Below are 25,592 nucleotides of genomic sequence, written 5' to 3'. Positions count from 1 at the left end.
AAACGTAAAAATAAGGGCAAACGATTATGAGAATGGAAGGTTTGATTCTGGATGAATCCGATATCACTCAAGAAACCAAGGTAGACCGTAACGGCGAGCAAAAGACGAATGGCAAGTTACGTCTCATCACTACCAATCCGACTGACACGATTGAAGTACGTGTGTCTCCTGAACTGTGGGACAACGGCAAGGCGGGCGAACTGCTTAAACGCACGATTGGTAAGCGCATCATGTTTGACGTTGAGCATAAGAAGTTCAGCTTCGCCAATGACGACGGTAAGCACGTTGCGATTGAAGGCTTCCACCTGTACGCCCTGCCTCAGGCTGGCGACAAGTAAAAGAATACTGAGTCTCGGCAAAGTTTCGGGACTCGTTGTGTGCAATTGGCGTTTATTAAGGGTTCTGTATGTACGTACTCATCTGCGAACAACCAATAGTAAATAACAGTTGTGCATCTGGATTTAGTTCGGTGCTACTCACTGACATTGTGCCGAACTATATGACCACCGCCCAACTCATCGAGGTAATGCCGTACGCAACTGCGTTTTTGGCGCTCTGTTGGTGTTGGAAAAAAATGTCTAAGTAAATAAGGAAACAGACCTATGAAAAACTTCAAAACTCGTGCGCTAGTTGCGGCTGGCGTTCTTATGGCTTCGGGTTCAGCTTTTGCCAGTGGTGGCCCTGATGCGGGTGCAGTAACAACCATTATTACCGGCTTTGGTGCGTTCGTTGCTGCGGTTGGTGGTGCAATGGTGTTAATCAGTGTTGCTAAAAAAGCGTGGAGCAAAATCGGCGGTTAATACCCCTTTTCTTCTTTCTTCTGATTCAAGGGGGCGTTCTTCGCCCCTTTTTTGATCCAAGGGCAAGTTATGACTTATGACACTTTTCTCGTGGTTCTTTTTCTTATCGGCATGTTTGTTCTGTTCGGGTGATGACGATGATTAGAATTCTTCTCTTATGTTTATTCTTATTTCCCTCTTTGACTTATGCGGCGTATTGGGAACGTTATTATCACTACCCATCATATTTCACGAATGAGCCTAACCCGATGTGTACTGCGTCAATTGCAGATTTAATGAAAATATATCGTGAGACGACCCGCGGACACACACTTACTTATGAATTTGTTTCAACTTCTCAGAATGAATTTTGCAGCGGGATTTTGACTATTTACATCTTGCGCGATGGGTATTGTCCGGAAGGTGCGCCCGATTACCCTTCTGTTACCTGTCCTGATGACGAACCGGAAGATCCCTTCCAACCGGAAGAACCGTCTTGTAATGACCCTGAGTTACAAAAAGAAATTCAACACGCGCATCATGCCTGTAAATTATCCATGCCTGAAACTGAGTTCTTCGCCAACGTGTTCAAGTGGTGGTGTGAGAACGGTGACGTCTATACCTATTGCGGCCATGAACCTAAGAACTGTATTCAAGGCTTAACGTGTACCAAACCAGAAGATGATGTTCCCGTTTGTAACCCAGAGAAACAAGAGTGTGAACTTCCAGAACCTGACCCCGACACACCAGGAACACCAGAAACCCCAATTCCTGATATAGAAATCGAAAAGCCAGAAGAACCGCCAGAAGATTTCTGTAAACAGTTCCCAGACCAGTGTATCGACCCTGAGTTACCAGACGACCCAGATTTGCCGAACCCAGACCCAGACGTCCCTAACGAACCGGACGAAACGGCGAATAACCTCTTAGAGAACATTCACGCGACGCTAGATAGTTTCCGCACTAACTCGGCTCTCGATGACGGGAAAGACCAACGTTGGCAACAACACATGTTAGGCCAAGTTCGAGCTTTGCTTAAAGCTCTAAAAGATGGGGTTAAAGTTAACGGCGGTGGCGGCGGTAGTGAGGCTGGCATGGATGCATTGGGCGATAAGTTAGCAGACAAGTTGGATGAAATTAAGTGCGAACTTGCCGAAGACTGTGAGGGCGAAGAAGGAGAAGAAAAGGAAAAGCCAAGCGCGAAAGTCGATTGTGAAAAAAGCATTTTTGAATGTAAGGGCGACATCATTCAGTGCGCTCTATTAAAAGTTCAGTACGAAGATACTTGCCCTGTTGAGCAGCTGGCCGAACTCAAAGACAAAATGAATAAGCTCTTTGTTACCGACAGAACTGGTGAGCTGGTTGATAAAGACACCATCGATTTTTCAAAGATTGATTCGAAATACCTGTCTAACGGTGTCTCTTTTGGTAGCGCAACTTGCCCTGCATCGGAGACTTATACCATTAATCACTTTTATGGAAGCACGACAGTTGAAATCCCTTACGAACCCGCTTGTCACTATGCGCGCGTCGCTGCGCCTATGCATGTCATTTTGGCTTGGGTAATGGGCTTGCTTTTAATTGGTAGAACACAAGGAGCGTTCTAATGGGTTACTTCATTTCTTTTCTTTCGGCAACGCTGCTGCCATTGCTGCCGTCTATCTTCCGAACCATTGCAACGTACGTTGCCATTTCCATTGGTTTTGGTTTGGTCGCTTATACCGGAACCAATCAGTTTCTCGATATGTTGGCCGATTACATCCAAGCCAACATATCGGGCGTTCCTGCCAAACTGGCGCAACTTATGGCACTCGCGGCGATCGATACCTGCATTAATGTGATCCTTTCTTGCCTTGTTTTTTCATTCACGCTTAACGGCTTGATGGGTGCAACCGGTTATCGTCCGTCATGGCGCAAACCGGTTAGTCCAGATTAGGAGATTGACTTATGTTTTTTGGTTTTAGTGGTGGCGTGGGAACGGGTAAAACTCTGCACGCGATTAAAACTCTCATCGAGAAGAACGAGTTTATTGGGCGTCCTATTTTCTATCATGGCGTGCGCGTTCTTCTCTTGGATTACTCCGTTTGTGACAGCTTTCAAGGTTGGTTCTATGGGATTCACTGGCCAGCAAACAATCACAACAAGGCACTAGAAAAAAAGGTACTGCGCATCGAGGATGAGGGAAGACTGGCCGAGCTCGAAGACTTCCCGTATTTGGCCTATCAGTATTCTAAGCACAATCCTGTTGAGCAATGGTTGTTCTGGTACAAAAAGACCGCTTCAAAGAAACGACTCGTGCACCTTCAAGAAGCGCTGGACGTACTTGAAATTGATGAATCCGAGCTTGAAGCCTCGCACATTGTTGAGTTGGGGCTTTCATGGCAAAGCTTTGATAACCCGCTTGAGATTCATAAGCTTCCAGCGGGTTCGGTTATCTTCGTTGATGAAGTTCAGAACATTTGGCCGCCTCGTAGTGGTAGCGCCAAACCAACGGATGCTTTGAAATGGATGACAAAGAGCCGTCACGGTGGTTCGGACTTGTTGTTTGTGTCTCAGGATTTCCGAGACGTTGACCAAATCATACGCCGCCGTATTCAAGCGCACATTCATCTAGAGTTTATTGGTGGTGATGCGCTGCATCGATACGAACACGTTGAAGGTATTGAAACCCCTGCCGATTTAGCCAAGGCCGAAAAGAAAAAGATTCGCCGTGACTCCAACTTTTACGGCGTTTACCTCAGTGCGATTAAACATACTCAAAAGCCAAAGCTCGACCCTCAAATCAAGAAAGGGTTAACCATGCTTGGCTTTGTTGCGGTAGGCATGTCCATTTGTGCGTATGGGTTTTACCACTTCTATCAAAACTCTGTAGTTAAAGCGACTGAGGTGAAACCCGTTGAAGATTTTCAGAACGCGCATGCTTCAGTGAGTGGAATCAGTATAAACAATTTAGTACCTGGTCAAACGAGTGAAAACTATATTACGCGTTTGCTACCTGCTGAAGAGTCACTCCCGTTCTCTGCTCCCGCCTACTACCGCTTAACTGCTGAGGCTTTGCAGTATCCAGAACTGACATGCGTCATTAACTACTCAACGTGTTCTTGCTTCACTCAGCAAATGACCCGCTACGCCATCGACGATAACCACTGCGAGAATATAGCGCGTTACGGATACTTTGATCCTTTTGTTGAGCAAGAAGAAAACACCAGAAGTAGACGCGACCGGAAAACTCACACATCGAATGGACTAAACAAAGGAGGTATTCACAATGGTTAGGTTCTTACTGGTACTCATGCTGATTTCCCCACTGGCGAACGCTTTCGAGTCGAACTTATCCGGTAAGACACTGAACGAGTTTTTCATTATTGCGAGTCAGACTTTCCAAAAGACGATTGTTACCGACCCATCGATTAACGGTGACTTGAAAATATATCAAGCCTCCGGTGCAGCGAACTTTCGGGATGTTTGGTTTAGCGTAATGCGAGCACATAACCTCACTTACATCGAATCGAAAACCGTGATTCGAGTGCAACCGCGTAACCAGCTGGACGCGGGCAACCTCATTACCACTCGAACATATCGACTCGAATACATGGCCGCCGATGATTTGAAAGACTCATTAGCGCAATCACTCCGAGTGCAAGCCTCCGTTCTGGACGTTCCTGACGTTACGCATGTATCGAGCATCATTGCAGGGACAGCGTTAATGGTGACAGCCCCGCAAAACATGCATCCATCTGTCGAGGAATTCATTCGATACATTGATAGGCCAATGCGACAAATCAAAGTAAGAGCTGTCATTGTTGAAACCTCTCGCGGCAACCTATCTGATTTAACCGTGGATTGGAAAGCGGGTGCAGGTGCAGTAAGTGCGGCCTTTTCTGGTGCGGCGGCTGGATTCATGAATGGCGTTCCTAACCTGTCATCTACCAGTGACGACTTCACGGCCTTTATCCAATACATCGAATCGAATGACAATGCGGAGATTCTAAGCCGTCCAGAACTGACTATCTTACACGGCCAAGATGGATTGATTAGCGTTGGTCAAGAGCTACCGTTCGTGACTGGTAGCTATACAACCGAATCGGATTCCAGTGATAAGCCCTTCCAAACCATCGAGCGTAAAGACGTAGGTTTGTCTCTTTTCGTACAGCCGCATATTGGCGCGAACGGGAATATTAAACTTCGCATACGTCAGGAACTGAGCCGAGTCGATAAGTCTGTAGAAGCAAGTGACATTGTAACGAGCAAACGACAAATCGATACGGTTCTGACGGTTAAATCGGGTGATACCATCGCACTTGGTGGCATGACTTCCAAAGAAACACAGAACGTAGAAATCAAAGTCCCCGTTCTTGGCGACATTCCTTTCCTTGGTCTGCTGTTCCGTTCTGAATCGGCAAAGGTATCAAGCCGAACTCTTAGCATTTTGCTTCATGTGGAGGAAGAACAAGGGATGGGTGACATACTTGAACTCGGTATGTCAAAAAATGACGAACTCGCCCCGCAGGGATAAGCAATGCACGAAGTGCAAGCGAGGCACCAAGCCGCCCACTAGACTCAATTGTCCCTCGTAATCGATCGGCGCGGTTAGCTCCCTTAATCCAATTAACGAGCTACCGCCCCTCGCCCTGCTAAGCCCCGCCTTGCAGAGCCTATCAACATCAAAGGCGCGTATTGCAACGGCAACCCACTTATATATGAAGCGCCTCGGAAACCATCATCTCTGATTTGATGTATAACGATAACTCATGCTCAATGAACAGAATACAAATCAAGGGCATGTAAACATGAAAAAACTCAGTAGTATCTTACTCTTATCAGCTTTAGCGCTTCCTAGTATGGCTTATGCGGATGATTCATCAGGAAACAAAGTAGCAGCTACCATCAAGGAAAATCTTATACGGAGTATCCGATACAACTATGAAGGTAACTCAGGTTTTTGTGATGTGATGGTTAAGATGGACCATGTGAAGCATTACGCCATTATAAAACGAGTCTCGACGACTGGTGATGGTAAGCTTTGCAGATTCATCAAGACTCGCTTAAAGAAAGGATCAAAATACAGATATGATCACCCAGAGAAGCTGATTCACATCCATATCTCCCACGCACAATAAACCCAATTTACGCGGAATCTGAAAGGCTATTTCCTTATGTGACGTATTGCTCTAACGTATTTCATTATCTTAGATGCAATCACTAGGTCTGATTCCGCACCAATTTCTAATAGAGCGATACCAGTTAAGATTTCTTGGGGTGTAACAGATTGGCCTGTTGGAAGTTCGAGTTTATCTTTATGCATTTTGAAGCGCTCCCACTCTTCAGAAGCCGCCAGCTCTCTCCCTTTGGTCATCCTCATCAGACGTTTACATTCCGGTGGTATCTCTTCACCCTCATCCCATGATTTGATTACCCTGATGCTCTTAAAACAGAGTTTTGCTGTTTCCTCTAAACTCAAACCACACACAAATTCACGAAAAACGTAATTCTTACTCATCTTTCGAAAGTTCGTCATACACATATAACCCATTAATTTAAAAGGGATTTAAATGCATACTTAATGATAATAACCTCAATGTTGAATTGGAAAGTATGCGGTGCGGTTCTAATTGTGGGATAAATCCGGCTGATATGTATAGATAGATTGTTAATTAATCATGAATGACTCCGTTCTGATTTCCCCTATGGGGCGGCAAACTAAACATTTAATTAACTTTTTATTTATTCACTGGCCATTTCTACGCTCAATCAGTATTGAGTTGTGTAACTAGTATCACTATGCATGGTTTACTACTGCCAACTCTAAGTGATATATTTACAAAAGTTACTTTACTCAGAATGAGACTTTGAATTTCAGTGGAAAATACTAAAGAGAGAAGCCCATATTTCATTAATAAGATTGAAGCCAGCGGTCTACTCGGTAAGCGGAACATAATGTGGGAACTGCAAAAAGTTAGTGTGCTCGTTGGCCCTAATGGATGTGGAAAAAGCACTCTACTAAAACTTATATATGAGGCTTTACTAGGGCCTGATTATGAGGAATCTAGTCAAGGTTTTGCTGGAAAATACGATGATTTCCAGCTCACTTTGAACAATGATATGGTCTCAAAAATAAATGTTAATTCTAGTGATGACACTAACGCAGTGTTAAAAGAACTTATTCAATCTGCGATATCTCACAGAGACTCTATCGATGATGAAAATAAGGAAATATTTTCTAAATTAATAGAAGCATTAGATAATAAATCAGATTCAATTAAATTTAGTGGGAAGCTTTATTCAGGGAAATCAGACTTTATGTCTTTCAATGGTCCTGACGGCTCTACTCTCAATACTTTAACTGATAATATAAATGTTGAGTATATATCTACTTTCGATATGTTAATGCTATCAAAAGAAGAACAAGATGAATATTCTTCAAAAGGAGAGCATTATTCTCAACTCGATGTAATGATTAGAAAGGAACTGAGTAAACTTAGTAGATTAATACTAACGCTAACTAACAAATCTTCTCAAAATTATAATTCTAGTAATTCTATTAGCATAATGGATCACCACTCTCAATATCTAACCTCCGTTAATAGTTTTGTGGTAAAAATAAATGAATTATTTAGTAGTGAAGGTAAAAAAGTTGTCATTGAAGAGGATGGTAATTTAAGTATTAGCTGTTTAGGCGAAAAAATCTCTACAATACACTTATCGTCCGGAGAAAAACAATTAATTTTTGTTTTGTTAAAAGTATTAAATAGTACTAACAAGCCGGCTATTATTATGCTCGATGAGCCAGAGATCTCTATGCATTTAAAATGGCAAGAAGGGCTTTTAGATGCAATAACAACAATTCACCCAAATAGCCAAATAATAGTAGCATCACACTCACCTGCTTTGGTTATGAAGGGATGGATTAATAATCTCGTAGATATAGAAGATATAACAGTAAATCTATAAGGAAATAGGCAATTGGCTAGCTTTTCGGATTATTTAACAAACCCTGATTACATAAAAGCGCATGGGGTTATCCGGCACGGTGACAGTGAAAAAGGCTTTATCTTCATAGAAAATGAAAAAGATATCTCTTTTTGGAAGATTTTTTTTGGTGAGGATATATTAAAAAGTTATGAGTTTAATATGGCGTCAGGACCAAATAACGAGTTAGATGCAACCCGAGGCAAACCAAGATTTGAAAGGTTACTCAAAGACGCAAATAAGCTCGCTATTTTCGCTATAGATTCTGACTTTGACCATTTAACACCGAATCGTTACGAACACTGCAATTACTTAATTAACAATGACTTTGTAATTCACACTTATGGATATGGTAAAGAAAGTTATTTAAATTGTAGAGAGGTATTAAACGATTGTATGGGAGGATATTATTTTTTTAAGCCTAATAGCCATACTTTCTGTGATTTTTTGTGTACTTTTTCTGAAATTATTTACAGACCACTAATTAAGTATTTATATCTATTGAATGAAAACAAAGCCGATCACAATGAAAAGGAATTTCATAATAATATTATTCCTAACAAAGCGGTTCTTTATGAGATGTATTTCAATAGTAACTATGAATCATTTGTTGAATCTGTCGAACAATATGAAGCTCGATTAGATAGCGCGTTAAGTAATACGGATTTAAGTGATTATATTAACATGTGCGAGAAGTATGGTCTAAACACAAAAACATCCTACCAATACATAAATGGTCACACTTTGGAAGATAAGATTATAAATGAAGTTGTACTTGAGATTAAAAATAGAATTCAGCAAGCTGAGCTAAGTGAGTTCATTCGCAGTGGAGCTCAAGGACAAGCAATCCAAGATCGTAGAAATGAACTTAAAAACCACTTTTCTAATAACGTAAATTTCAATACTTTGAAAAACTGCTCTAAGGTTTGGATTGACAACATACTTTACCAAACAGCAAAAGAAAATCAGCTAGCAATTTTTTAACTCAATTAAATACAACGCTCCAAATGGAGCGTTGTATTTATGACATCAAGCCCTTCAGGGCTCTTGCGTATTTAAGTAATTTAGCACCCACTTTTAAATCATCATTCGCCCCAATCTCTAGTAAAGCAATTCCCGTAGTAACTTGTTGAGCCGTGACTAACTTACCATTAGGTAGCTCTAATCTATCATGGTGCATTAGAAACCCTCGCCATTCCTCTGCTGAGCTAAGTTCTCTGCCTTTAACCAATCTCATCAACCTTTTGCACACGGGTGGAATAGGTTTACCCTTATCCCATTCTTTGACGGTCCTCGCAGTTTTCAAACAAAGTTCAGCTGTTTGTTCAATGGTTAAACCGCATTCATATTCTCGGAAAATTAAGTTTTTATTCATGTCGCGACACCTCATAGACGGGGGCGCCAAAACAAGAGCTTTTGTCACATAACGCAATAATTACCTTATTAAACATAAGGATATATAATGCGCATCAATGGTGTAGGAGCAAAGTTGTAATGTCACTATTTAACAAAGTTAAAATGTCTCTTTAGCATACAATTACTAGTCCTTGTTTACTTCGGATTTGTGCTAAGGACATGATGAAGATGCTAGTGACTATGAATGACTCTGATATCAATCGTTTTAAAATAATCCAAGATGTTTGTGATCGTCGAATCCGCCGAGTCGATGCGGCAGACATTCTAAACTTGAGTGTTCGCCAAGTGCAGAGACTTATGAATCGTCTGCGAGAATTTGGCGTTGCAGGACTGACTCACCAAGCTCGAGGTAAGCCAAGTAACAACCGTAGAACGTAGAAATCAAAGTCCCTGTTCTTGGAGGAATACCTTTCCTTGGCCTTCTGTTCCGTTTTGAATCTGAAAAGGTTGCGAACCGGACTCTAAGCGTGTTGCTTTATGTGGAAGAGGCTTAGCTATTGGAGACAATCTATTCACCTTTTTATTGTCTCTAATAATTTGAAAATACAATAAGTTATATTTCTACGATTAGGTGGATTTGTTCGATTCATCAAAAGTGTCCCGAATTAATTTTTATCATATTGACATTATGCTCAATTGATCTCACATATAAGCCAATATGCACTTAGCTTTCATTCTAATCTATGCATTAGTGATATTTTCCGTTGTTCTCTACTTCTCGATGGTCATGGGTTGGAAAGTTATCACTTTACGTTAACGAGCATAGAGACAGAAATTATGAAGAATAGAACTAATGATATTCTAGCTGTTGGGATATGCATGGCCTTCGGGGTCGTGACTGTGGCGAATGCTAAACCACCGGTAGACGACTTGGAAGCAACTTTAAATACGAAAATTAGTGAACTGGAGGCACGCGTACTAACACTTGAGACTAACGAACAACAGACATGTCGGCTGTATCAGACGATTATTGAAAGTCCCAGTTCACCGTCTCTCGACACCGCAGACATGCCCGAATTCTGCGCCGATCATCTAGAACCCAAAATTGTGTTCATCACGAGCGGGCGCGGTTGGAATGGAGAGTTGGGTGGTATCTCGGGCGCGGATGAAAAATGCCAGAATGCCGCTGATGCTGCCGCAGCAGCAGGTATGCTCCCCTCTGGTGGTCAGTACAAAGCGTGGCTCGTGACGTCCACTCTTGACGCGCCAGTAAGTAGGTTCTCGCACTCAATAACCCCTTATGTCCTCAACGACGCCATTGATGGTGCGGGCGCGACCATTGTCGCCAACGATTGGAATGATTTAGTCGACGGTAGTCTTCAGAACCCTATTAGTATCGATGAGTACGGCGGATCTGTTGGTGATACTTTAGTCTGGTCTAACGTAACCACCGAAGGAACCTATGAGCCAAGTTGGAGTGATTACAACTGTGCCGGATGGATAGGGTCATCCAATGTTTCCTATGGAGGACTAGGCAGGGCTACTCTCACAGACACCGGCTGGACGCAAGCTTCTATATTTACATGCGAAGTTCCCTACCCGTTATATTGCTTCCAGCAGTGAGCCTACAACAGGTATGGGGCTTCCCTACTAGCGACAATAGGTTGACCAAGTGCGCCCTTGTGTGGTGGGCGCATGTACTATTAAGCCGAATAGACTCAATACTGGCTTGAAGGACGCTCTGACAAATGTTGCTTACTGGTCTTCATCGATGACGCGACCGGTCGCTTGATGAACCTGCGTTTTAGTGAGATCTAATCCTTCTTCGATTATATGGGCGCAACACGAGAATACCTTAATGAGCGCCGTAAACCGCTAACGTTTTATAGTGATAAACATTCTGGGTATTGAGCAGATTTATGCCAACAGTTCCCACATAGGCGATATGCTGCTAGCTTACCCAAAGTTACATGGTCACAATGTCTAAGAGCTGTTCACATAACGTATTGATATTACGAACAATCAAAATCTGACTTCCCTACTTTATCGTTTCCATGATGCCTTTTTAATCAATCGCTTATCTACATATTTATAGCAGTCTGTTTTGGATTTAAATCATGACTGATTTGTAAGAGTTTCAGTTATTTGGAACTGTCATCAATTAACCTTAATTGACCTTATCACCCTAAAGTACTACTTTTATTTAATTACCCTACAAATAACAAGGATTAGTGCTATGGATAAGCTACTCGAGTCTGCATTACAAATAAAAAAGAGAACAATGGTCACAGGTTTATTCGCTAGAAATGGATTTAAAATCGCAATGACCGATTTTGATGATGTGACATTCGAACGAGAAGGCGTTCAAGTTAACGTACATTTTGATATGGATTCGAATGCAGAGTCGGCTGATATTTTGACCCGAAACGCCAACATATTACTAAGTAATTCTCGTTAGCTAAACCTACTCGCTTATCAGGCCGAGCAACAATAGCTCGGCTTTTTGCTGTTTATCCCCCAGGAAGATAGACAACCCGACAGTCTCTACTCATTTGTCGTTTTCCTGTTCATTTATAGTGTCTTGGTATGAGCGATAATTTGTAACAATAAGTATCTATGCTAATCGGCAGCATTAGCAGTTTTCTATGCCGTTATCACATAAAACATCATGAGTTATTAACAGCCACATTAATTAAGCGTTGTTTCATGTTGTTTGGAGATGTTGGAAGAGTATGCTCGCGAAGACGCTCAAACGACACAATGTTTATTAAATTGATTTCATATACTGTAGGGGGTATGGTTGTTATATATCCCCACAACTCAAAAGGAGAATTACCATGGACAAACTATTGGCGTCTGCATTACAAATAAAACAGCGGACCATGGTTACTGGCCTTTTTGCTAGAAACGGTTTTAAGATCGCGATGACTGATTTTGATGATGTAACGTTTGAGCGAGAAGGTATTCAAGTTAATGTGCATTTCGATCTAAACTCGAATGCTGAATCGGCTAATATCTTGACTAAAAAGACTAGAATCATCCCTCGTATTTCTCGCTAACGCCCTCACAACGTAAATAAATTAAAAGACCGTGACCAGATAGCCGAGCTAATTAAGCTCGGCTTTTTGAGTTGGACTATTCATCATGAAGGTAAACGACCAACAAATCAGCCTCTACTGAGTTAGCGAGTTTAGGCACTGAGGAGAAAAAACGACTTAACAGATTATGGTGATGGCCACACACAACCAAATCTATACCTTGTTGTTTGACGAGCCCTTGCAATTTGATATGAAGATCACCAATTACGACCATGGTGTCAGAAACCGGATACTTACACTCTGATGCAAGTGCTTGTAACTTTCTGTTGTATTCCTCTTCTTCTTTAGGTTCTAAGACTACTCTATCTACATCTACATACACGAAGGAAAGTTTACAGTTTGGGTCCGTTGCCTGACTAATCGCTTTATCAATAACTTTCTTGCTGGAATCAGATAAATCAACCGCGACTAATATATGCGTGTAGCTCATTACTTTTCTCCCGATTAGTTTTCATAGACTTACATTAAGTCTAGCTCAATCAAGGCAATTCAACGCAGTCGTTACACCAAAACATAAGAATCTTCATAAATCTACCTAACCTGAACCTATCACCAAGAAACATCGCGCCCGAGTAAAAATCCAACTATAACCTCTAACCTTTTGATTTGTTTAGTATAAAGAACTTCCACCTGATTGCAGTGATTGAACCTTTCGCCCACTCCTAAACTAATGGTTTTGACACGTTGTATTTGGATTATACGAAAATACTTCCGTGTGACACCGTAACTCAAGCTTGTAGTTTTAACTTCTTGTGAAAAGCACCGTCTACGAGTAAAGAACCGTTAAACGAGAGAATTTTGGTTAGTGTAATTCATACGGGCACCACAACACGTTTTCAAAATATGCAAGCACTTACTGTTTCTACACCCCATGTGTTTACTTGGTTTTAATCTGGCGATATTAACGTGACAACGTAGCTAAGACTAATTTTTAGCATAAACAACTGGCCACATCCGCACTCATGAAGAGACCTGTAATATAATTACAGCCTAAAGTGGTGGCTACCATCAACTCAGACCAATGTTCTACTTTATGTTATTGATATATTGAGAATATTTCCTAAACTCTTAATTTTACCTTAACTTTTAAAGGCTCTAGTCCGAGCTAATAAAGTTTAGTTAGTAAAATTTTACCTAGCATTTATCATGGTGATTCTAACCTTGTGTTGCTTTTAGTGACCCACATGACGTGACAATGTCACACAGTTACGCTTTTAATAATTAGTATGTGGCCTGTCGAGCAGGCACAAAAAAAGCAGAGCGTTTTACTGCCCTGCTTCTTTGCTTATCGTTTTGTTTATTCTTCGTCTTGTCGCTGTTTAGCTGCGTACTCAGCTCGAATATTTTCAGCAACAATTTTTATTGCTTCAGCCGTACTTGTGCCTTGAGACATTAGCTCTTGAATCTTTACCACGGCTTGCTGTTGTTCTTCGTGAGATAGAGGGGGTAGATCGTCAAACATAAAAAAGCTCCTCATTTAGAGGAGCCGACTATAACGATTCGTTTAATAGGTCGCAAGGAAATTAATTGACGCACCCATCGCGTTTTCATTTGTATAACGAGCTGCTATATCCAGCTCAAGCAAGTTAAGTGGCGAGAGCCCTATTCCCGCGGTGATCGTCCCATCATCATGACTTCGAGCTAAGTTTTTCATATAACCAGCCCTCAGTGCCATTTGGCGCAGAATATCAAATTCAACACCGGCGCGAATCATTTGCGTATTATCATCAAAGGATGAAAAGCGTTTTTCTTCATTTAAGTCGTAGTCGACACTCATGGTAAAGTAATCTGCAACGAAGCCTGCACCTATCGTATAAAGTGGTCTCATGCTGTATTGATAGGACTCGATGGTTTTACTGTTGTACTGAAACGACTTAGTTTCTACATCTCTTCCGATTAAGTTCTTTGCCGCAATACCTAAACGGTAGGGCCCAAAAAACCAAAGTGCACCTGCGTCCAAATTAAACATCGTTTCAGCGGTTTCATTTTCACGTAAGTCAGCGGCATCAAAGTTATTGAAGCTTGTTGCGTATGAATAAGTGTAAATGCATTGAAGTTTTGGTGTGATACCAACAGAGAGGTGCTGCCCCATGTAGTTGGTGTATTTTGCCAATGAGATGCCCGCTTCCGCAACACCAATACTCACGCCTTGAACATAAGTATTGTCCATTGGGTTAGCGCCAGAGGTATCAATAGATGGCTGTACAAAAGATTCTGTGTATAATTTTCCGTAAACCGTTGCTGATAAAAATTTGTTAGGGATACCAACAGCAACGACACCCCCAAGGTCAAAGTTTAATTTTTGATTACCTTGAGCAAGTGCATTCAATGAACTCTCTATTTCGGCATCGTCATTAAGCTTGCTGATACGATCAATTTCATCAATCAAATCGTATTGATCATCAAAGCTAATACCAAAACTTGGGGCAATGATACCCGCGTCATCGTTGCGGCGATAGATTGCACTTAAAGCAGGGTTAAAAAATGGTGCGGTAAGGTAACTGGCGGAGACTGTGCCAACACCGCCCATCGCATCACTGCGGGCTTCAATTGAGTAGTTAGCAGCTGAAGCCACATTGGAAAACAGTGCTGCGGTGATGACGGTTGATAATATTTTGAATTGAGTTTTCATACTACACTTGTGATTTAGTTCTTCCTGAACTTATATCGGCACAAATGTAATTTCTTTAGTTAATCTTCTTGCGAAAGATCATAAGTACGGCTTATTGTTTGAGCTTGCTCAACAATGATGTCACCCTGCCAACGGCGACTATTAATGCTTACCGCAAGAACGTAGCGATCATTCGGTACGCCAGCAAGTTCTAGTGACTCAGGATAATTCGACTCATACGTTTTTTTCCACATTTGTTCATACTGGCCTCCGATGTAGTCATAAAGCCCCACTTCAAGCTGTGGTAATGGACAATGAGGATTTCTAAGCGCACTCTTTTCAACTTTCCAGTTTTCTTTAGACGTCCAGCGAACGTACTGACTGGAGTTAGAGTCGCCCAAAATGACCCACGTTCGATACTCAGGTTTATCTTTTGCAACAACGGTTAAATGATACAAACCTGATTCAAGTTGACCAGTTAGGTTGTAACGTTTGAGAAAACTGCGCTCGTTCGCGATTTCAGCCCCATTTGGCGTTTCTTCTACAGCAAATGAGCTATCAGCTGAAATTGAGCTATCAACCCAACGTTTGAATGTGATTTGTTCCACTTCAGTCGTTGCTCTTACTTTAACGACTAAACGGAACGTATCGCGACCTGGGCTTTGAATGGTTTGGCGTATGACGTTAACGCCACTTACCCACTCTGGTAAAGTGACGGCCGTCAGTGATTTTCCACAATCCTTAGTCAGAGACTGACCAAGCAGATCGTTTAAGTGTGAGGTTAAGTCGCGGCTGGGTTCTGTCTGCCATAGTTCAACTAAAGTATTGAACATTCCTGAAAGATCATCTTCAAGCAGATGTTGATGAGCCTGAGTTAGAGGCGTATTAGTTCGAAACCAGTCCATAGCTTGGACTGGCTTCACTAACACTAATGACAAAACTACAGGGAGTAGTATTTTCATTATTCTTTAAGCTTTCATTTTGTATCCGACACCACGAAGTGTCTCAATTTCTAAACCAGGTAGTTTCTGACGTAGCTGCAGTACATGCGTATCAACAGTTCGTGTTGTTGGGAAGTGGTTGTAACCCCAAACATGGTCAAGCAACTCGTCGCGAGTAAATACGCGGCCCAGATTAGACGCTAAGAACAATAGTAAGTCGAATTCTGTACGTGTCAGAGTGATTAACTCGTCTTTAAACAGGACTTCACGAGTAGAGCGATCGATTTCCAGATCCTTTGTGATCACTTTATCTGAACTTGCACCGTCTTGCTCTCCCGAATCTGGAGCACGCAATTGTGCACGAATACGTGCGAATAACTCAGCCTCTGCAAAAGGTTTAGTTAAGTAGTCGTTTGCACCTGAATCCAGTCCTGCCACTTTGTCTTTTACTGTCACAAGAGCAGTCAGCAGAATAACTGGTACATCCTTGAGATTTTTCCATTCAGGAAGATGTTGTACAGAGTCACCGTCAGGCAACTGGCGATCGAGAATCACTAAATCGGCTTTCTTCCATTGCGATTCAACGTCCGCAATACGCTCCACATGTAAACACTCATATCCTGCTTGTTCCAGGCTTACTAACAGGCCATCAGCCAAGTTTTTATCGTCCTCAACGAGAAGCAGTGTCTGTTTCACAAGGTATCTCCAATATAAAGGTTGTAGGTGGTCCTATAAGGGACATTTTTCCGCCCATGCGGCCTACCATAGATTCAACGATTGTTAGTCCAAGTCCTAACCCGCTCTTACTTACGAACGGTTTTTTCAAATTAGTCCAGTCTTTAGCGGTCAAGTCACCAGCATCACGGACTTGGAAAACGATTTTATCTTCACTCGTTTGAACATGAAGTTCAACCGGTGGAACGCCATACTTAAGTGCATTACGTAACAAGTTATCAATACAGGTACCAAGCCAGTACACGTTAACTTTAGCCGCTACGTCTTCATTTACGTTGAGAAGTACAGCATTATCAAATTCTTCTTCAATCTTAAATTCTAACCATTCGACAACAGATGGAACCCAGTCCGTTGCAAGCATTTGGTTATCAGATTGCAAATAATCCTTACTCGCCTCCGCTAATTGGCGTAATCGACGTGTATCTTCGCACAGCCTGCGGAATTCGTCATATACACTTTCTGGTAAGTGCTCAAATTCTCGACGAAACCCTTCAACGGTCATAGACAGAGACGCAATTGGCGTTCTCAATTCATGAGTTAAAATTTGCAATACCAACATACGGCTGCGCAATTCTTCTCGCTTACTGTTCCAGCGGTATACCGCCCATCCGATCACGAGAAGTATGTTCGCGATGACCAAAACAATCATACTGATACGAAGAATCTGTGAATGATCTTCAACGTCCCAGCAAATATTGCCTCGTTTTACGAAACAGCTTTTGTTTTCTGACGCCAGTGAATAGGACAAACCTGCATTCGCGACGTTTTCCTGCCATAACTCTCTTTCGAACACAAAATAGCGATCGCCTCGACGTAACCACAGCTCATTGCCTTCAATGAACATGCTTGCTCCGGCGATCAGTGCATTTATGGCGTCATCGTTCATGTTTTGCAAGCTTTCGAGTAACTCATCACCCTCTTCGTTACCGCGCTCCTTAATATGCATGTATTGAGCGAGCTTTGGTCTAAGATCGGGATGCTTATCGACATAGCGAGCAGCGTAAGTGCCCCCACCTGGGTGAATGAGTCCACTGCGAGAAAACCAGCGTGGAGTAAGCTCTGTGCCTTTACAGATAGCTCGAGTAAACACAAGAGGTTCGGTAATCAACGGGCTGAGTGGCAGTTTACCACGACAAGTCTTATCTAAACTATAAAGCTGCTGTATGTCCTTCAGCGGATAGTCTGACGTTTGCGGAAGTAATGAATCAGGCGCAAGTAACTTAGTTGGATAATTTGATTGCAGAATACGAATATCATACGACTTAAGAGCTACTTCGTAGTTAAATAGCTCTGTAAACGTATCTATTCTTTCTGGTAATGAATCGGCTGCTGCAGTTGCCGAAAAAACCGGCACGATAGATGCTAAACCGAGCAAAATCTTGTTAATCAAACTGTTACCGTTACTTATTAGATTACGCCAAACTATACAGCAATCTAGAATCAATTGACATCAGGTAACTACAGGATTTGCATTACTATAACATTGAACCAGAACAAAAAAGGGCCAGCGATTGCTGGCCCTGAGTAATTTTAAAGCAGTTTAGGGTTATAACGCTTTAAAAATATTTTCTACGCTTTCTTTAGCATCGCCAAATAGCATTGACGTGTTTTCTTTAAAGAACAACGGGTTTTGTACGCCAGCGTAACCAGTATTCATTGAACGCTTGAATACCACTACGTTTTTCGCATTCCAAACTTCCAGTACAGGCATGCCTGCAATTGGGCTGTTTGGATCTTCAAGCGCTGCCGGGTTCACTGTATCGTTGGCACCAATAACAAGTACGGTATCGGTCTCTGGGAAGTCATCATTGATTTCGTCCATTTCAAGAACGATATCATAAGGAACTTTCGCTTCTGCCAGCAATACGTTCATGTGACCTGGAAGACGACCCGCTACAGGGTGAATACCAAAACGAACTTCAACACCTTGTGAGCGAAGTGCATCCGTGATTTCATGCACAGGGTATTGAGCTTGCGCTACTGCCATACCGTATCCCGGAGTGATGATGACTGATTTTGAGTTCTTCAGCATTTCAGCCACTTCTTCAGCGTTAGTTTCGCGGTGTTCGCCCTGCTCTTCATCACCAGAAATGATGATCTCTTGACCAAAGCCACCAGCGATAACGCTAATGAAAGAGCGGTTCATCGCTTTACACATAATGTATGACAGAATCGCACCTGAAGAACCAACCAAAGCACCTGTTACGATCAATAGGTCGTTTGCAAGCATGAAACCTGCTGCTGCCGCTGCCCAACCAGAGTAAGAGTTCAGCATTGAAACGACTACTGGCATATCCGCACCACCGATTGATGCTACCAAATGATAACCAAACGCGAATGCAATCAGTGTCATTACGATAAGAGCGAACATGCTGCCGTCTGCTTTTACGAAGTAAATCATAAGTAGCGTAGACACAACAATCGCAGCCAGATTCATTTTATGCTTATGAGGGAGGTTAAGCGGTGAAGAAGAAATCACGCCACGTAACTTACCAAATGCAACAATAGAACCAGTAAAGGTTACTGCACCGATAAACACACCAAGGAATACTTCAACAAGGTGGATAACGTGTTCCGCGTGCGTTGCCGCTTCAGGTGCGTCCAGGTAGCTATTGTAACCAACCAGAACCGCAGCCAAACCTACGAAGCTGTGAAGAATCGCAACCAGTTCTGGCATCTCGGTCATCTCTACTTTCTTAGCGTAGAAAATACCGATTGCACCACCGATCGCCATCGCGATAATGATCCAGCCAAAACCTTGAGCATCCGGGCTAAAGATCGTTGCGATCAGCGCGATCGTCATACCTGCGATGCCGTAGTAGTTACCATTTCGCGCAGACTCTTGCTTAGAAAGCCCCGCCAAACTCATGATGAAAAATAATGCAGCAACAATGTAAGCTGCTTGTACTAATCCTGCAGACATTGTGACTCCTTATTTATCTTTGCGGAACATTTCAAGCATACGCTTGGTGACGGTGAAACCACCGAATATGTTGATACTTGCAATCAACACGGCGATGAACGAAAGGAAGGATACGACCCCATTACCTTGTCCAATTTGCAGTAACGCACCCACAACAATAATGCCCGAGATAGCGTTAGTTACCGACATAAGCGGAGTATGCAGTGCATGCGTCACGTTCCAAACAACGTAGTAACCTACAACACACGCTAATACGAATACTGTAAAGTGTGAAAGGAACGCCGCAGGCGCAACCGAAGCAACCCATGCAAAGGCACCAACAGCTGCCACTAAACCAATAAGTTTTTTCGTTGGCGAAGTTGGCTCTTCAACTTTTGGCTCTTTCTTAACCACTGGTTCTTGCTTAGCCTGAGGTTGAGCAGAAACTTGAATAGGTGGCGCTGGCCAAGTGATTTCGCCTTCTTTCACGACAGTCACGCCACGAAGTACAACGTCTTCGAAGTCGATATTGATGTTGCCGTCTTTCTCTTTACAAAGAAGTTTTAGAAGGTTCACAAGGTTTGTTGCGTAAAGCTGAGAAGATTGCGTTGGCAAACGGCCTACCATGTCGGTGTAACCAACAATTTTCACGCCGTTGTCAGTCATGATAACTTGATCTTTGACTGTGTATTCACAGTTACCGCCGTTCGCAGCCGCCAAGTCTACAATCACGCTACCCGCTTTCATGCTGTCGACCATTTCTTTAGTGATCAGCTTCGGTGCAGGTTTGCCAGGAATCAGAGCCGTCGTGATGATGATATCAACGTCTTTCGCTTGCTCAGCGTATAGCTCAGCCGCTTTCTTGTTGAAGTCATCAGACATTTCTTTCGCGTAGCCATCACCAGAGCCTGAGTCCTCTTGGAAGTCCACAGTCAGGAATTCGGCGCCCATCGATTCAACTTGCTCTTTTACTTCAGGACGTACGTCAAATGAACGTACAATCGCCCCGAGGCTACCTGCAGCACCGATCGCAGCCAAACCCGCAACACCAGCACCAGCCACAAGAACTTTAGCCGGTGGAACTTTACCTGCTGCCGTAATTTGACCGGTAAAGAAACGGCCAAACTCGTGAGCGGCTTCAACGACTGCACGGTAACCAGCAATGTTCGCCATTGAAGACAGTGCATCTAATGCTTGAGCTCGAGAGATACGAGGAACTGAGTCCATCGCCAGAACGTTAATGTTCTTACTTGAAAGCTGCTCCATTAGCTCTGCATTTTGTGCAGGCCAAATAAAGCTAATCAGAGTTGCACCATCTTGTAGTAATGCAATTTCGTCGATGCCTTTTTCTTCATCTACGAGTGGCGCATTTACTTTAAGAATCAGACCTGATGTCCAAACTTCGTCACTAGAAACGATTTTCGCACCTGCAGCTTCATAAGCGGCATCATCGAAACTCGCTAGCACCCCCGCCTGAGATTCGATAGCGACATCGAACCCCAACTTAATTAACTGCTCAACCGACTTTGGTGATGCAGCTACTCGCGATTCACCCGCGAGTATCTCTCTAGGTACACCGATTTGCAAAACGCATACTCCTTGTATACATATCAATTAATTAGTCCCAAAAAAAAGAGCCGTGCTCTACTCTAATTCTTTTTTATTTCTTTCTGTTTAACTACACAAGATAAATACAAATAAAACACCGATGTTTGGGCCCACCTATTTGCATCGTCATATCTTGTTCAACAGCCCTGTTATATTCTTTTTGTATCTAAGGCGTGCTGTGACTGCAAGTGTTTTGTTATATAAACACTAAATTTCATTACATATAACCTTAAGTAATGAAATTTTCTCTATTTGAACTCGATAAATACGAAAAATATCGCCCCTAGACAGGAGGTCCAACCAGAGCATCACTAACTCCTTAATTAACAGGTATTTAAGCCTTAAAAAAAGAAAGAGCCATCAGCATATATACTAATGGCTCTTATTAAGATGATTCGCATCAAATTACAGTGATTTGTTAATCGAAGATCTTGTCACCCATTTGATCGATGAACATGTGTGATTTCTTCAACATCAGCTCGTTGGCATCTTGTTCCGAACCCAACAAGTCTGAACGAATGAAACGATGAGTCTTTATTTCCCCATCAATCTCTTTTTCTATTCGGCCAGCAATACGAAATTGACCGCCTTCAGCAACGCTTTCCTGGTATATCTGAAAGCCTTTGTATTCCACTGGCTCTACAGTTTTTACTTCGACAGATTTCTCACTACCGCCAAACAAACGAGAAAAGAATCCCACAATTCCTCCTTGGGCCAACACAACTTCTATACTTACATAGCATAGATACGGTGTTGAGCATTCATAACCTATGTTTACTTAAGAATTGGTTTTTCATACCAATCCAGCTCTTTGTGCTCATCATAACGGGTATGTGAAAAAATAACAGGCAGATCATTGTTACGATTTTTTCGTCTATCGTTTTGGAGCATAACGACTGCGTTCTCAACCGCTATCTCAGCGCTTTGTTTAAGCTGGTTAAGCTTGCGTTCAGGTAGCGAAGAGAGAAAGTCGATGTCGTGTCGAATGTAGAGGGGTTTAAGTTGTATCAAAGCTAAGCAAGCGATATCAGCCAACTGATTACTGTCAAACTGCCCGTTGTATCTGTTTGTACAGAGGATTTGACCGACGAAGGTTTCCATATAGTTATGTACTTCGGAACTGATGTGCATGGTGACTCTCCTTTGTCTGATATAAAACAAGTATAGTCATAGTCAGCGGTAGTAATGCGTTGATTTAGCGGCTTTTATAAATGTTGCTCTATCTCCCATAACTGGTACTTAACCACTTTATTGTGTACTTATTATGGAAAATTGCTAAGATACTGAAAGCATATAATCTACAATGATAATATCAACTAGATGCGTATTGTGACCTTTTTATGTATTTAACTAATTTTGTAGGCAATTTTTTCAAATGTCCTCATCTTTAATGACATCATCAGGCTTTAAATTCGTTTTCCCAATAATACTGTTGGGACTCGCGATATCCGGCATGAATAGTATTATTCAGATGACTAAGTCAAACTGGGGAATAGCCGCGAATTTACCTTACATACTGTTGGGTTGTGCTCTGCTGCTTTGCTATTCCTTTAAGCAAGGACGGGAGTCTATGGTCTGCCTCTCAATGCTAGTGGCTTACTTTATTATCCAACAGCGGCTTCAGGTGCCCCTCACTAGTGGAACGGCGCTGATTGAGTTAACGATGCTAGCAACATTGCTGCCGATTTCTTTTCTGGCCGTGTTTCTATTCAGTAAAGACGGTGCAAACTCAAAAGCCATGTTTGTCTATGTGTTGATGTTGGCGATCTTTTTGTTGTGGTCTTACATTACACTGAGATTCCACATTAAAGGCCGGTTTGAGGATTGGACAAATGGTATTTTGTTCATCATACCTAGTATTTCCAAGCTCCCGTTTATTCTCGTCTTATACTGTCTTGGCATCGTCGGCTTTCTGGGAATTTTGGTATTAAGAACCAACAAAATCATCCACGCCATGACCTACTCTGCGATGGCTTTAGCTTCGACGACCTTTATCTTTTTCGATGTTCAATACATATCAAGTACTATGTTTACTCTGGCAGGCTTGCTTATGATTGTGTATTCAACTAGTGCAAGCCATCATCTTGCCTTTACTGACAGCTTGACTCTTATCCCTAGCCGCAGGGCGCTCGATCTTGATTTTAAAGATATGGATGGTAAGTACACCATCGCAATGTTAGACGTTGATCACTTTAAAAATTTTAATGATACGTACGGGCATGATACCGGCGACAATGTACTTAAACTTGTCGCAACGTTGCTAATGAAAACACGTGGTGGTGCTAAGGCTTATCGTTTTGGTGGTGAAGAGTTCACTATCCTATTTAAAGGTAAGTACGCTGAAGACTGTTTAAAAGAATTAGCGGAAGTCCATAAATCAATAGCGAATTATAAAATGGTCTTGCGCGATTCAGCATCTCGCCCAGACGACAATAAGCAAGGCCAATTAAATCGTGGACACGGAGCTAAAAGACGGTCGGTATCAATTACGGTGAGTATTGGCGTTGCTGATAGCCGAGACGCTTCAGATCCAGAAGAGGTTCTGTCACTCGCAGATGAAGCCTTGTATCAAGCAAAAGACTCTGGCAGAAATTGTATAAAATGTTTCAGGAATGAGTTCAGGTCACGTGCTTCGTGATTATCTATGACTCAACTTGTACCTCACCTTAAAGCGCTATTACCAATCGATTGTTTAAAGAGGCTTTTTTGTGACAACGTCACCCAAATCTGGAATGCAGGATCAGAGTCAATTTTGATTAACTAAAGTATGTGTATCGCGACCTCTAGATTTTGATGTGTAGAGTGCTCGATCGACGATTTCATACAAATCTGCTTTTTTTTCTTTGCCCGTAGCCTGAAAAGCAAACACGCCTTGTGACACTGTCACTCTACTTGAAATGCTTGAATACTGATGAGGATAGTCAAGAAAAGCGATCACTTCTTGGATACGCTCGGCTTCTCTTTCTGCCATTTGTCCATCAGTAGTGCTTAGCAGTACCACAAACTCCTCTCCGCCATAACGGCCAACATACTCTCCAGAACGGCAAAAGGTCGCTTTAAGTTGACTTGCGATCGCCTGCAAGCATCGATCCCCTTCTATGTGGCCATAGTTATCGTTAAACGCTTTAAAAAAGTCGACATCTAACAAAATCATCGCCATTGGCATATGGCGGCGGCCGTGCCACGCAACCAAAGATTCAAGCTTTTGGTCAATGTATCTGCGATTATAAAGTTTCGTTAACCCGTCCTCATTCGCCTGTTGGGTTAGAAGTTGATTCACTTTTTCTAGCTGCGCTGTCGCTTGTTTTAACTCACGCCTCATGTGAGCAATACGCTGCATGGCGATGAGCTTGGAATTTAGAACGAGTTTATCAACAGGCTTAATAAGATAATCATCACCGCCTGCTTCTATCGCTTTAGCAATAATTTCAGGTTCTTCATGGCTACTAAGGAAGATGATGGGAATCCAGTCAGGAAAAGCTTCTCTGATCGATAATGAAAGCTCGAAACCGTTCATTTCTGGCATAGAGATATCGAGCAAGACCAATTCGGGGTCGAAACTCTCATAAATATTTAATGCTTCTGCACCACTGCCTACTGTCTTAACGATATGCCCCAGTTGTTTCAAACGAATAGCCAATTGCATTCTGTCTAATTGAACATCGTCAACCAGTAGAATGCGCATTGATGTCCCTTTAGGCTGCATAAGGTATTCCACTATCTTATTTTCTCTTTCTTAACCATATATCATATTCAAGGCTTCGTTGCATCGTGTCAGCTGTTAAGTGCTATATTTTTGTTTAATTGTCGCGTAATCAAAAGACTGTATACCCAAATAACCTCTAGATGCCTGTTTCAGCGAGAGTGACTTGGTTTACAGACAAGGCAACGGTTTGAAAATCTAGTGGTTCTAAATTAAAAATCGTTAACAAAGGCTGTGGACCAAGTCAGCTCGCCCTTTGGGAGCGTGTCATTGACACAATTTTTGCGTCAAATAACTTGGAAAGAGCTCACTATTCCACTGCGTTATTTTCCTTAAACTTGAGCCAGTGACCTTGCTCTGAATTCCGCATCTTGAAGTCATTTGGGTATAATGGTAGATATTTGAAACATTTGATATTACTATTCCCGCCTTTTTGTAATGAGAGACACAGCATGTCAGAAGCAACTAACACCGAAAGCAAAAAAATCGATCTAGAAACCATTTCTCCTGAACTACGTAAAGTTATTGAATTCGACGAAGTTCCAGAGCAAATGTTCGAAATGGTTACCTCTATCCATGAAGTGTCAGAAGAAGCCGTTCGCGCGTCTTGGGACGAAATGCCAGCAAGTGCTCAAAACATTCTGGATAACTTTGAACAGTTCCATGCTCTAGTTTCAGTAGGCCAAGCATTCGCTGGCATTAACGTAATGGAAGAGTTCCCAACTCTAAATCTGCCAGAAAACATGACAGATGAAGATAAAGAAGAGTACCGAGCGCAGCTACTAGACAATGTTCTTCACAACTGCGTGAAAGACATGGTTAAACAAATGAAAAAAGCGCGTCGTGACCCTCTACTAAAACGTGAATTCAAAGAAGTGTTTGCGAAATAA

At 42.3% G+C, this 25,592-nt stretch carries 28 protein-coding genes and 1 pseudogene; 16 read left to right on the top strand and 13 right to left on the bottom strand.

All coding sequences use genetic code 11. The features are described 5' to 3' along the window. Positions 1-26: 26 nt before the first annotated feature. From V1U08_RS01735 to V1U08_RS01705, 7 genes are all read left to right on the top strand, one after another. Positions 27-338: a chemotaxis protein gene (locus V1U08_RS01735; protein ID WP_065303605.1), complete on the top strand. Its 312-nt coding sequence runs from the start codon at positions 27-29 to the stop codon at positions 336-338. A gap of 264 nt (positions 339-602) precedes the next feature. After that, positions 603-800, top strand: a complete 198-nt coding sequence (locus V1U08_RS01730; protein WP_330469741.1) for a hypothetical protein — start codon at positions 603-605, stop codon at positions 798-800. 362 nt (positions 801-1,162) lie between these two features. Continuing rightward, positions 1,163-2,386 (top strand): virulence factor TspB C-terminal domain-related protein, encoded by a 1,224-nt coding sequence (locus V1U08_RS01725; RefSeq protein WP_330469740.1) that lies wholly within the window; start codon positions 1,163-1,165, stop codon positions 2,384-2,386. Continuing rightward, positions 2,386-2,715: a DUF2523 domain-containing protein gene (locus V1U08_RS01720; protein WP_065303602.1), complete on the top strand. Its 330-nt coding sequence runs from the start codon at positions 2,386-2,388 to the stop codon at positions 2,713-2,715. Before V1U08_RS01725 ends, V1U08_RS01720 begins: the two co-directional genes overlap by 1 nt. A gap of 11 nt (positions 2,716-2,726) precedes the next feature. Continuing rightward, the gene (locus V1U08_RS01715; protein ID WP_330469739.1) at positions 2,727-4,055 is read left to right on the top strand and encodes a zonular occludens toxin domain-containing protein; all 1,329 of its coding nucleotides are present in this window, start codon (positions 2,727-2,729) and stop codon (positions 4,053-4,055) included. Beyond that, complete coding sequence (locus V1U08_RS01710; protein ID WP_330469738.1) at positions 4,048-5,295, top strand: type II secretion system protein GspD; 1,248 nt, start codon at positions 4,048-4,050, stop codon at positions 5,293-5,295. Before V1U08_RS01715 ends, V1U08_RS01710 begins: the two co-directional genes overlap by 8 nt. A gap of 274 nt (positions 5,296-5,569) precedes the next feature. Further along, positions 5,570-5,899, top strand: coding sequence for a hypothetical protein (locus V1U08_RS01705; RefSeq protein ID WP_330469737.1), 330 nt, complete (start codon positions 5,570-5,572; stop codon positions 5,897-5,899). 26 nt (positions 5,900-5,925) lie between these two features. Here the strand turns inward: V1U08_RS01705 and V1U08_RS01700 are convergent, their stop codons facing one another. Continuing rightward, complete coding sequence (locus V1U08_RS01700; RefSeq protein ID WP_330469736.1) at positions 5,926-6,279, bottom strand: regulator; 354 nt, start codon at positions 6,277-6,279, stop codon at positions 5,926-5,928. Between the two features lie 359 nt (positions 6,280-6,638). Between V1U08_RS01700 and V1U08_RS01695 the strand changes: the two genes are divergently transcribed. Then, positions 6,639-7,730, top strand: a complete 1,092-nt coding sequence (locus tag V1U08_RS01695) for an AAA family ATPase (protein WP_330469735.1) — start codon at positions 6,639-6,641, stop codon at positions 7,728-7,730. Positions 7,731-7,742: 12 nt separating this feature from the next. Further along, positions 7,743-8,732, top strand: coding sequence for a DUF4435 domain-containing protein (locus V1U08_RS01690; protein ID WP_330469734.1), 990 nt, complete (start codon positions 7,743-7,745; stop codon positions 8,730-8,732). Between the two features lie 37 nt (positions 8,733-8,769). On the opposite strand, the gene V1U08_RS01685 is transcribed toward V1U08_RS01690, so the two are convergent. Further along, the gene (locus V1U08_RS01685) at positions 8,770-9,123 is read right to left on the bottom strand and encodes a regulator (protein WP_443089727.1); all 354 of its coding nucleotides are present in this window, start codon (positions 9,121-9,123) and stop codon (positions 8,770-8,772) included. 200 nt (positions 9,124-9,323) lie between these two features. Here V1U08_RS01685 and V1U08_RS01680 point away from each other — a divergent pair, with 200 nt between their 5' ends. From V1U08_RS01680 to V1U08_RS01660, 5 genes and pseudogenes are all read left to right on the top strand, one after another. Continuing rightward, a complete protein-coding gene (locus tag V1U08_RS01680) occupies positions 9,324-9,542 on the top strand; it encodes a helix-turn-helix domain-containing protein (protein WP_330469733.1) in 219 nt (72 codons plus the stop codon). 705 nt (positions 9,543-10,247) lie between these two features. Further along, the gene (locus V1U08_RS01675; RefSeq protein WP_330469732.1) at positions 10,248-10,727 is read left to right on the top strand and encodes a DUF1554 domain-containing protein; all 480 of its coding nucleotides are present in this window, start codon (positions 10,248-10,250) and stop codon (positions 10,725-10,727) included. 102 nt (positions 10,728-10,829) lie between these two features. Next, positions 10,830-11,006 (top strand): annotated as a pseudogene (locus V1U08_RS01670) (ISNCY family transposase); the annotation flags it as partial. 334 nt (positions 11,007-11,340) lie between these two features. Further along, complete coding sequence (locus tag V1U08_RS01665; RefSeq protein WP_330469731.1) at positions 11,341-11,562, top strand: hypothetical protein; 222 nt, start codon at positions 11,341-11,343, stop codon at positions 11,560-11,562. A gap of 379 nt (positions 11,563-11,941) precedes the next feature. Continuing rightward, positions 11,942-12,163 (top strand): hypothetical protein, encoded by a 222-nt coding sequence (locus V1U08_RS01660; protein ID WP_020334879.1) that lies wholly within the window; start codon positions 11,942-11,944, stop codon positions 12,161-12,163. 76 nt (positions 12,164-12,239) lie between these two features. On the opposite strand, the gene V1U08_RS01655 is transcribed toward V1U08_RS01660, so the two are convergent. The 10 genes from V1U08_RS01655 to V1U08_RS01610 form a co-directional block, all read right to left on the bottom strand. Further along, the gene (locus tag V1U08_RS01655) at positions 12,240-12,632 is read right to left on the bottom strand and encodes a universal stress protein (protein WP_020334877.1); all 393 of its coding nucleotides are present in this window, start codon (positions 12,630-12,632) and stop codon (positions 12,240-12,242) included. An 867-nt stretch (positions 12,633-13,499) separates the two neighbouring features. Then, complete coding sequence (locus V1U08_RS01650) at positions 13,500-13,664, bottom strand: YoaH family protein (RefSeq protein ID WP_081280149.1); 165 nt, start codon at positions 13,662-13,664, stop codon at positions 13,500-13,502. A gap of 42 nt (positions 13,665-13,706) precedes the next feature. After that, complete coding sequence (locus tag V1U08_RS01645) at positions 13,707-14,834, bottom strand: conjugal transfer protein TraF (protein ID WP_330469730.1); 1,128 nt, start codon at positions 14,832-14,834, stop codon at positions 13,707-13,709. A gap of 59 nt (positions 14,835-14,893) precedes the next feature. Next, on the bottom strand, positions 14,894-15,775 hold the full coding sequence (locus V1U08_RS01640; protein WP_330469729.1) for a DUF2861 family protein: 882 nt from the start codon (positions 15,773-15,775) through the stop codon (positions 14,894-14,896). Positions 15,776-15,781: 6 nt separating this feature from the next. Next, entirely contained in the window at positions 15,782-16,450 is a 669-nt protein-coding gene (gene vxrB / locus V1U08_RS01635; RefSeq protein WP_014234221.1) for a response regulator transcription factor VxrB, read from the bottom strand. After that, positions 16,425-17,879, bottom strand: coding sequence for a sensor histidine kinase VxrA (vxrA, locus tag V1U08_RS01630; RefSeq protein ID WP_020334872.1), 1,455 nt, complete (start codon positions 17,877-17,879; stop codon positions 16,425-16,427). The genes vxrB and vxrA overlap by 26 nt, the downstream gene beginning before the upstream one ends. A 156-nt stretch (positions 17,880-18,035) precedes the next feature. Next, a complete protein-coding gene (gene pntB / locus V1U08_RS01625; RefSeq protein WP_263839574.1) occupies positions 18,036-19,412 on the bottom strand; it encodes a Re/Si-specific NAD(P)(+) transhydrogenase subunit beta in 1,377 nt (458 codons plus the stop codon). A gap of 9 nt (positions 19,413-19,421) precedes the next feature. Next, positions 19,422-20,978, bottom strand: coding sequence for a Re/Si-specific NAD(P)(+) transhydrogenase subunit alpha (locus V1U08_RS01620; RefSeq protein ID WP_014234218.1), 1,557 nt, complete (start codon positions 20,976-20,978; stop codon positions 19,422-19,424). A gap of 439 nt (positions 20,979-21,417) precedes the next feature. Beyond that, positions 21,418-21,699, bottom strand: a complete 282-nt coding sequence (locus V1U08_RS01615) for an HlyU family transcriptional regulator (RefSeq protein ID WP_014234217.1) — start codon at positions 21,697-21,699, stop codon at positions 21,418-21,420. Between the two features lie 74 nt (positions 21,700-21,773). Continuing rightward, a complete protein-coding gene (locus tag V1U08_RS01610; protein ID WP_118120072.1) occupies positions 21,774-22,130 on the bottom strand; it encodes a late competence development ComFB family protein in 357 nt (118 codons plus the stop codon). A gap of 244 nt (positions 22,131-22,374) precedes the next feature. Between V1U08_RS01610 and V1U08_RS01605 the strand changes: the two genes are divergently transcribed. Beyond that, complete coding sequence (locus tag V1U08_RS01605) at positions 22,375-23,637, top strand: GGDEF domain-containing protein (RefSeq protein WP_029791633.1); 1,263 nt, start codon at positions 22,375-22,377, stop codon at positions 23,635-23,637. Between the two features lie 108 nt (positions 23,638-23,745). Here the strand turns inward: V1U08_RS01605 and V1U08_RS01600 are convergent, their stop codons facing one another. Continuing rightward, positions 23,746-24,705, bottom strand: a complete 960-nt coding sequence (locus tag V1U08_RS01600; RefSeq protein WP_065301158.1) for a GGDEF domain-containing response regulator — start codon at positions 24,703-24,705, stop codon at positions 23,746-23,748. Positions 24,706-25,154: 449 nt separating this feature from the next. Between V1U08_RS01600 and V1U08_RS01595 the strand changes: the two genes are divergently transcribed. Next, positions 25,155-25,592, top strand: coding sequence for a DUF3069 domain-containing protein (locus tag V1U08_RS01595; protein ID WP_014234213.1), 438 nt, complete (start codon positions 25,155-25,157; stop codon positions 25,590-25,592).

Source organism: Vibrio sp. YYF0003, from assembly GCF_036350715.1.
In the GTDB taxonomy this organism is placed as follows: Bacteria; Pseudomonadota; Gammaproteobacteria; order Enterobacterales; family Vibrionaceae; genus Vibrio; species Vibrio natriegens.
This window is presented reverse-complemented; position numbering and strand designations above follow the sequence as displayed.

Excerpts from the sequence above, each read along its gene's own strand:
- V1U08_RS01735 (WP_065303605.1), top strand. The coding sequence starts at position 27 with ATGAGAATGGAAGGTTTGATTCTGGATGAATCCGATATCACTCAAGAA.
- V1U08_RS01730 (WP_330469741.1), top strand. The coding sequence starts at position 603 with ATGAAAAACTTCAAAACTCGTGCGCTAGTTGCGGCTGGCGTTCTTATG.
- V1U08_RS01720 (WP_065303602.1), top strand. The coding sequence starts at position 2,386 with ATGGGTTACTTCATTTCTTTTCTTTCGGCAACGCTGCTGCCATTGCTG.
- V1U08_RS01715 (WP_330469739.1), top strand. The coding sequence starts at position 2,727 with ATGTTTTTTGGTTTTAGTGGTGGCGTGGGAACGGGTAAAACTCTGCAC.
- V1U08_RS01710 (WP_330469738.1), top strand. The coding sequence starts at position 4,048 with ATGGTTAGGTTCTTACTGGTACTCATGCTGATTTCCCCACTGGCGAAC.
- V1U08_RS01705 (WP_330469737.1), top strand. The coding sequence starts at position 5,570 with ATGAAAAAACTCAGTAGTATCTTACTCTTATCAGCTTTAGCGCTTCCT.
- V1U08_RS01700 (WP_330469736.1), bottom strand. The coding sequence starts at position 6,279 with ATGAGTAAGAATTACGTTTTTCGTGAATTTGTGTGTGGTTTGAGTTTA.
- V1U08_RS01685 (WP_443089727.1), bottom strand. The coding sequence starts at position 9,123 with ATGAATAAAAACTTAATTTTCCGAGAATATGAATGCGGTTTAACCATT.
- V1U08_RS01680 (WP_330469733.1), top strand. The coding sequence starts at position 9,324 with ATGATGAAGATGCTAGTGACTATGAATGACTCTGATATCAATCGTTTT.
- V1U08_RS01665 (WP_330469731.1), top strand. The coding sequence starts at position 11,341 with ATGGATAAGCTACTCGAGTCTGCATTACAAATAAAAAAGAGAACAATG.
- V1U08_RS01660 (WP_020334879.1), top strand. The coding sequence starts at position 11,942 with ATGGACAAACTATTGGCGTCTGCATTACAAATAAAACAGCGGACCATG.
- V1U08_RS01655 (WP_020334877.1), bottom strand. The coding sequence starts at position 12,632 with ATGAGCTACACGCATATATTAGTCGCGGTTGATTTATCTGATTCCAGC.
- V1U08_RS01650 (WP_081280149.1), bottom strand. The coding sequence starts at position 13,664 with ATGTTTGACGATCTACCCCCTCTATCTCACGAAGAACAACAGCAAGCC.
- V1U08_RS01645 (WP_330469730.1), bottom strand. The coding sequence starts at position 14,834 with ATGAAAACTCAATTCAAAATATTATCAACCGTCATCACCGCAGCACTG.
- V1U08_RS01640 (WP_330469729.1), bottom strand. The coding sequence starts at position 15,775 with ATGAAAATACTACTCCCTGTAGTTTTGTCATTAGTGTTAGTGAAGCCA.
- pntB (WP_263839574.1), bottom strand. The coding sequence starts at position 19,412 with ATGTCTGCAGGATTAGTACAAGCAGCTTACATTGTTGCTGCATTATTT.
- V1U08_RS01610 (WP_118120072.1), bottom strand. The coding sequence starts at position 22,130 with ATGCACATCAGTTCCGAAGTACATAACTATATGGAAACCTTCGTCGGT.
- V1U08_RS01605 (WP_029791633.1), top strand. The coding sequence starts at position 22,375 with ATGTCCTCATCTTTAATGACATCATCAGGCTTTAAATTCGTTTTCCCA.
- V1U08_RS01600 (WP_065301158.1), bottom strand. The coding sequence starts at position 24,705 with ATGCAGCCTAAAGGGACATCAATGCGCATTCTACTGGTTGACGATGTT.
- V1U08_RS01595 (WP_014234213.1), top strand. The coding sequence starts at position 25,155 with ATGTCAGAAGCAACTAACACCGAAAGCAAAAAAATCGATCTAGAAACC.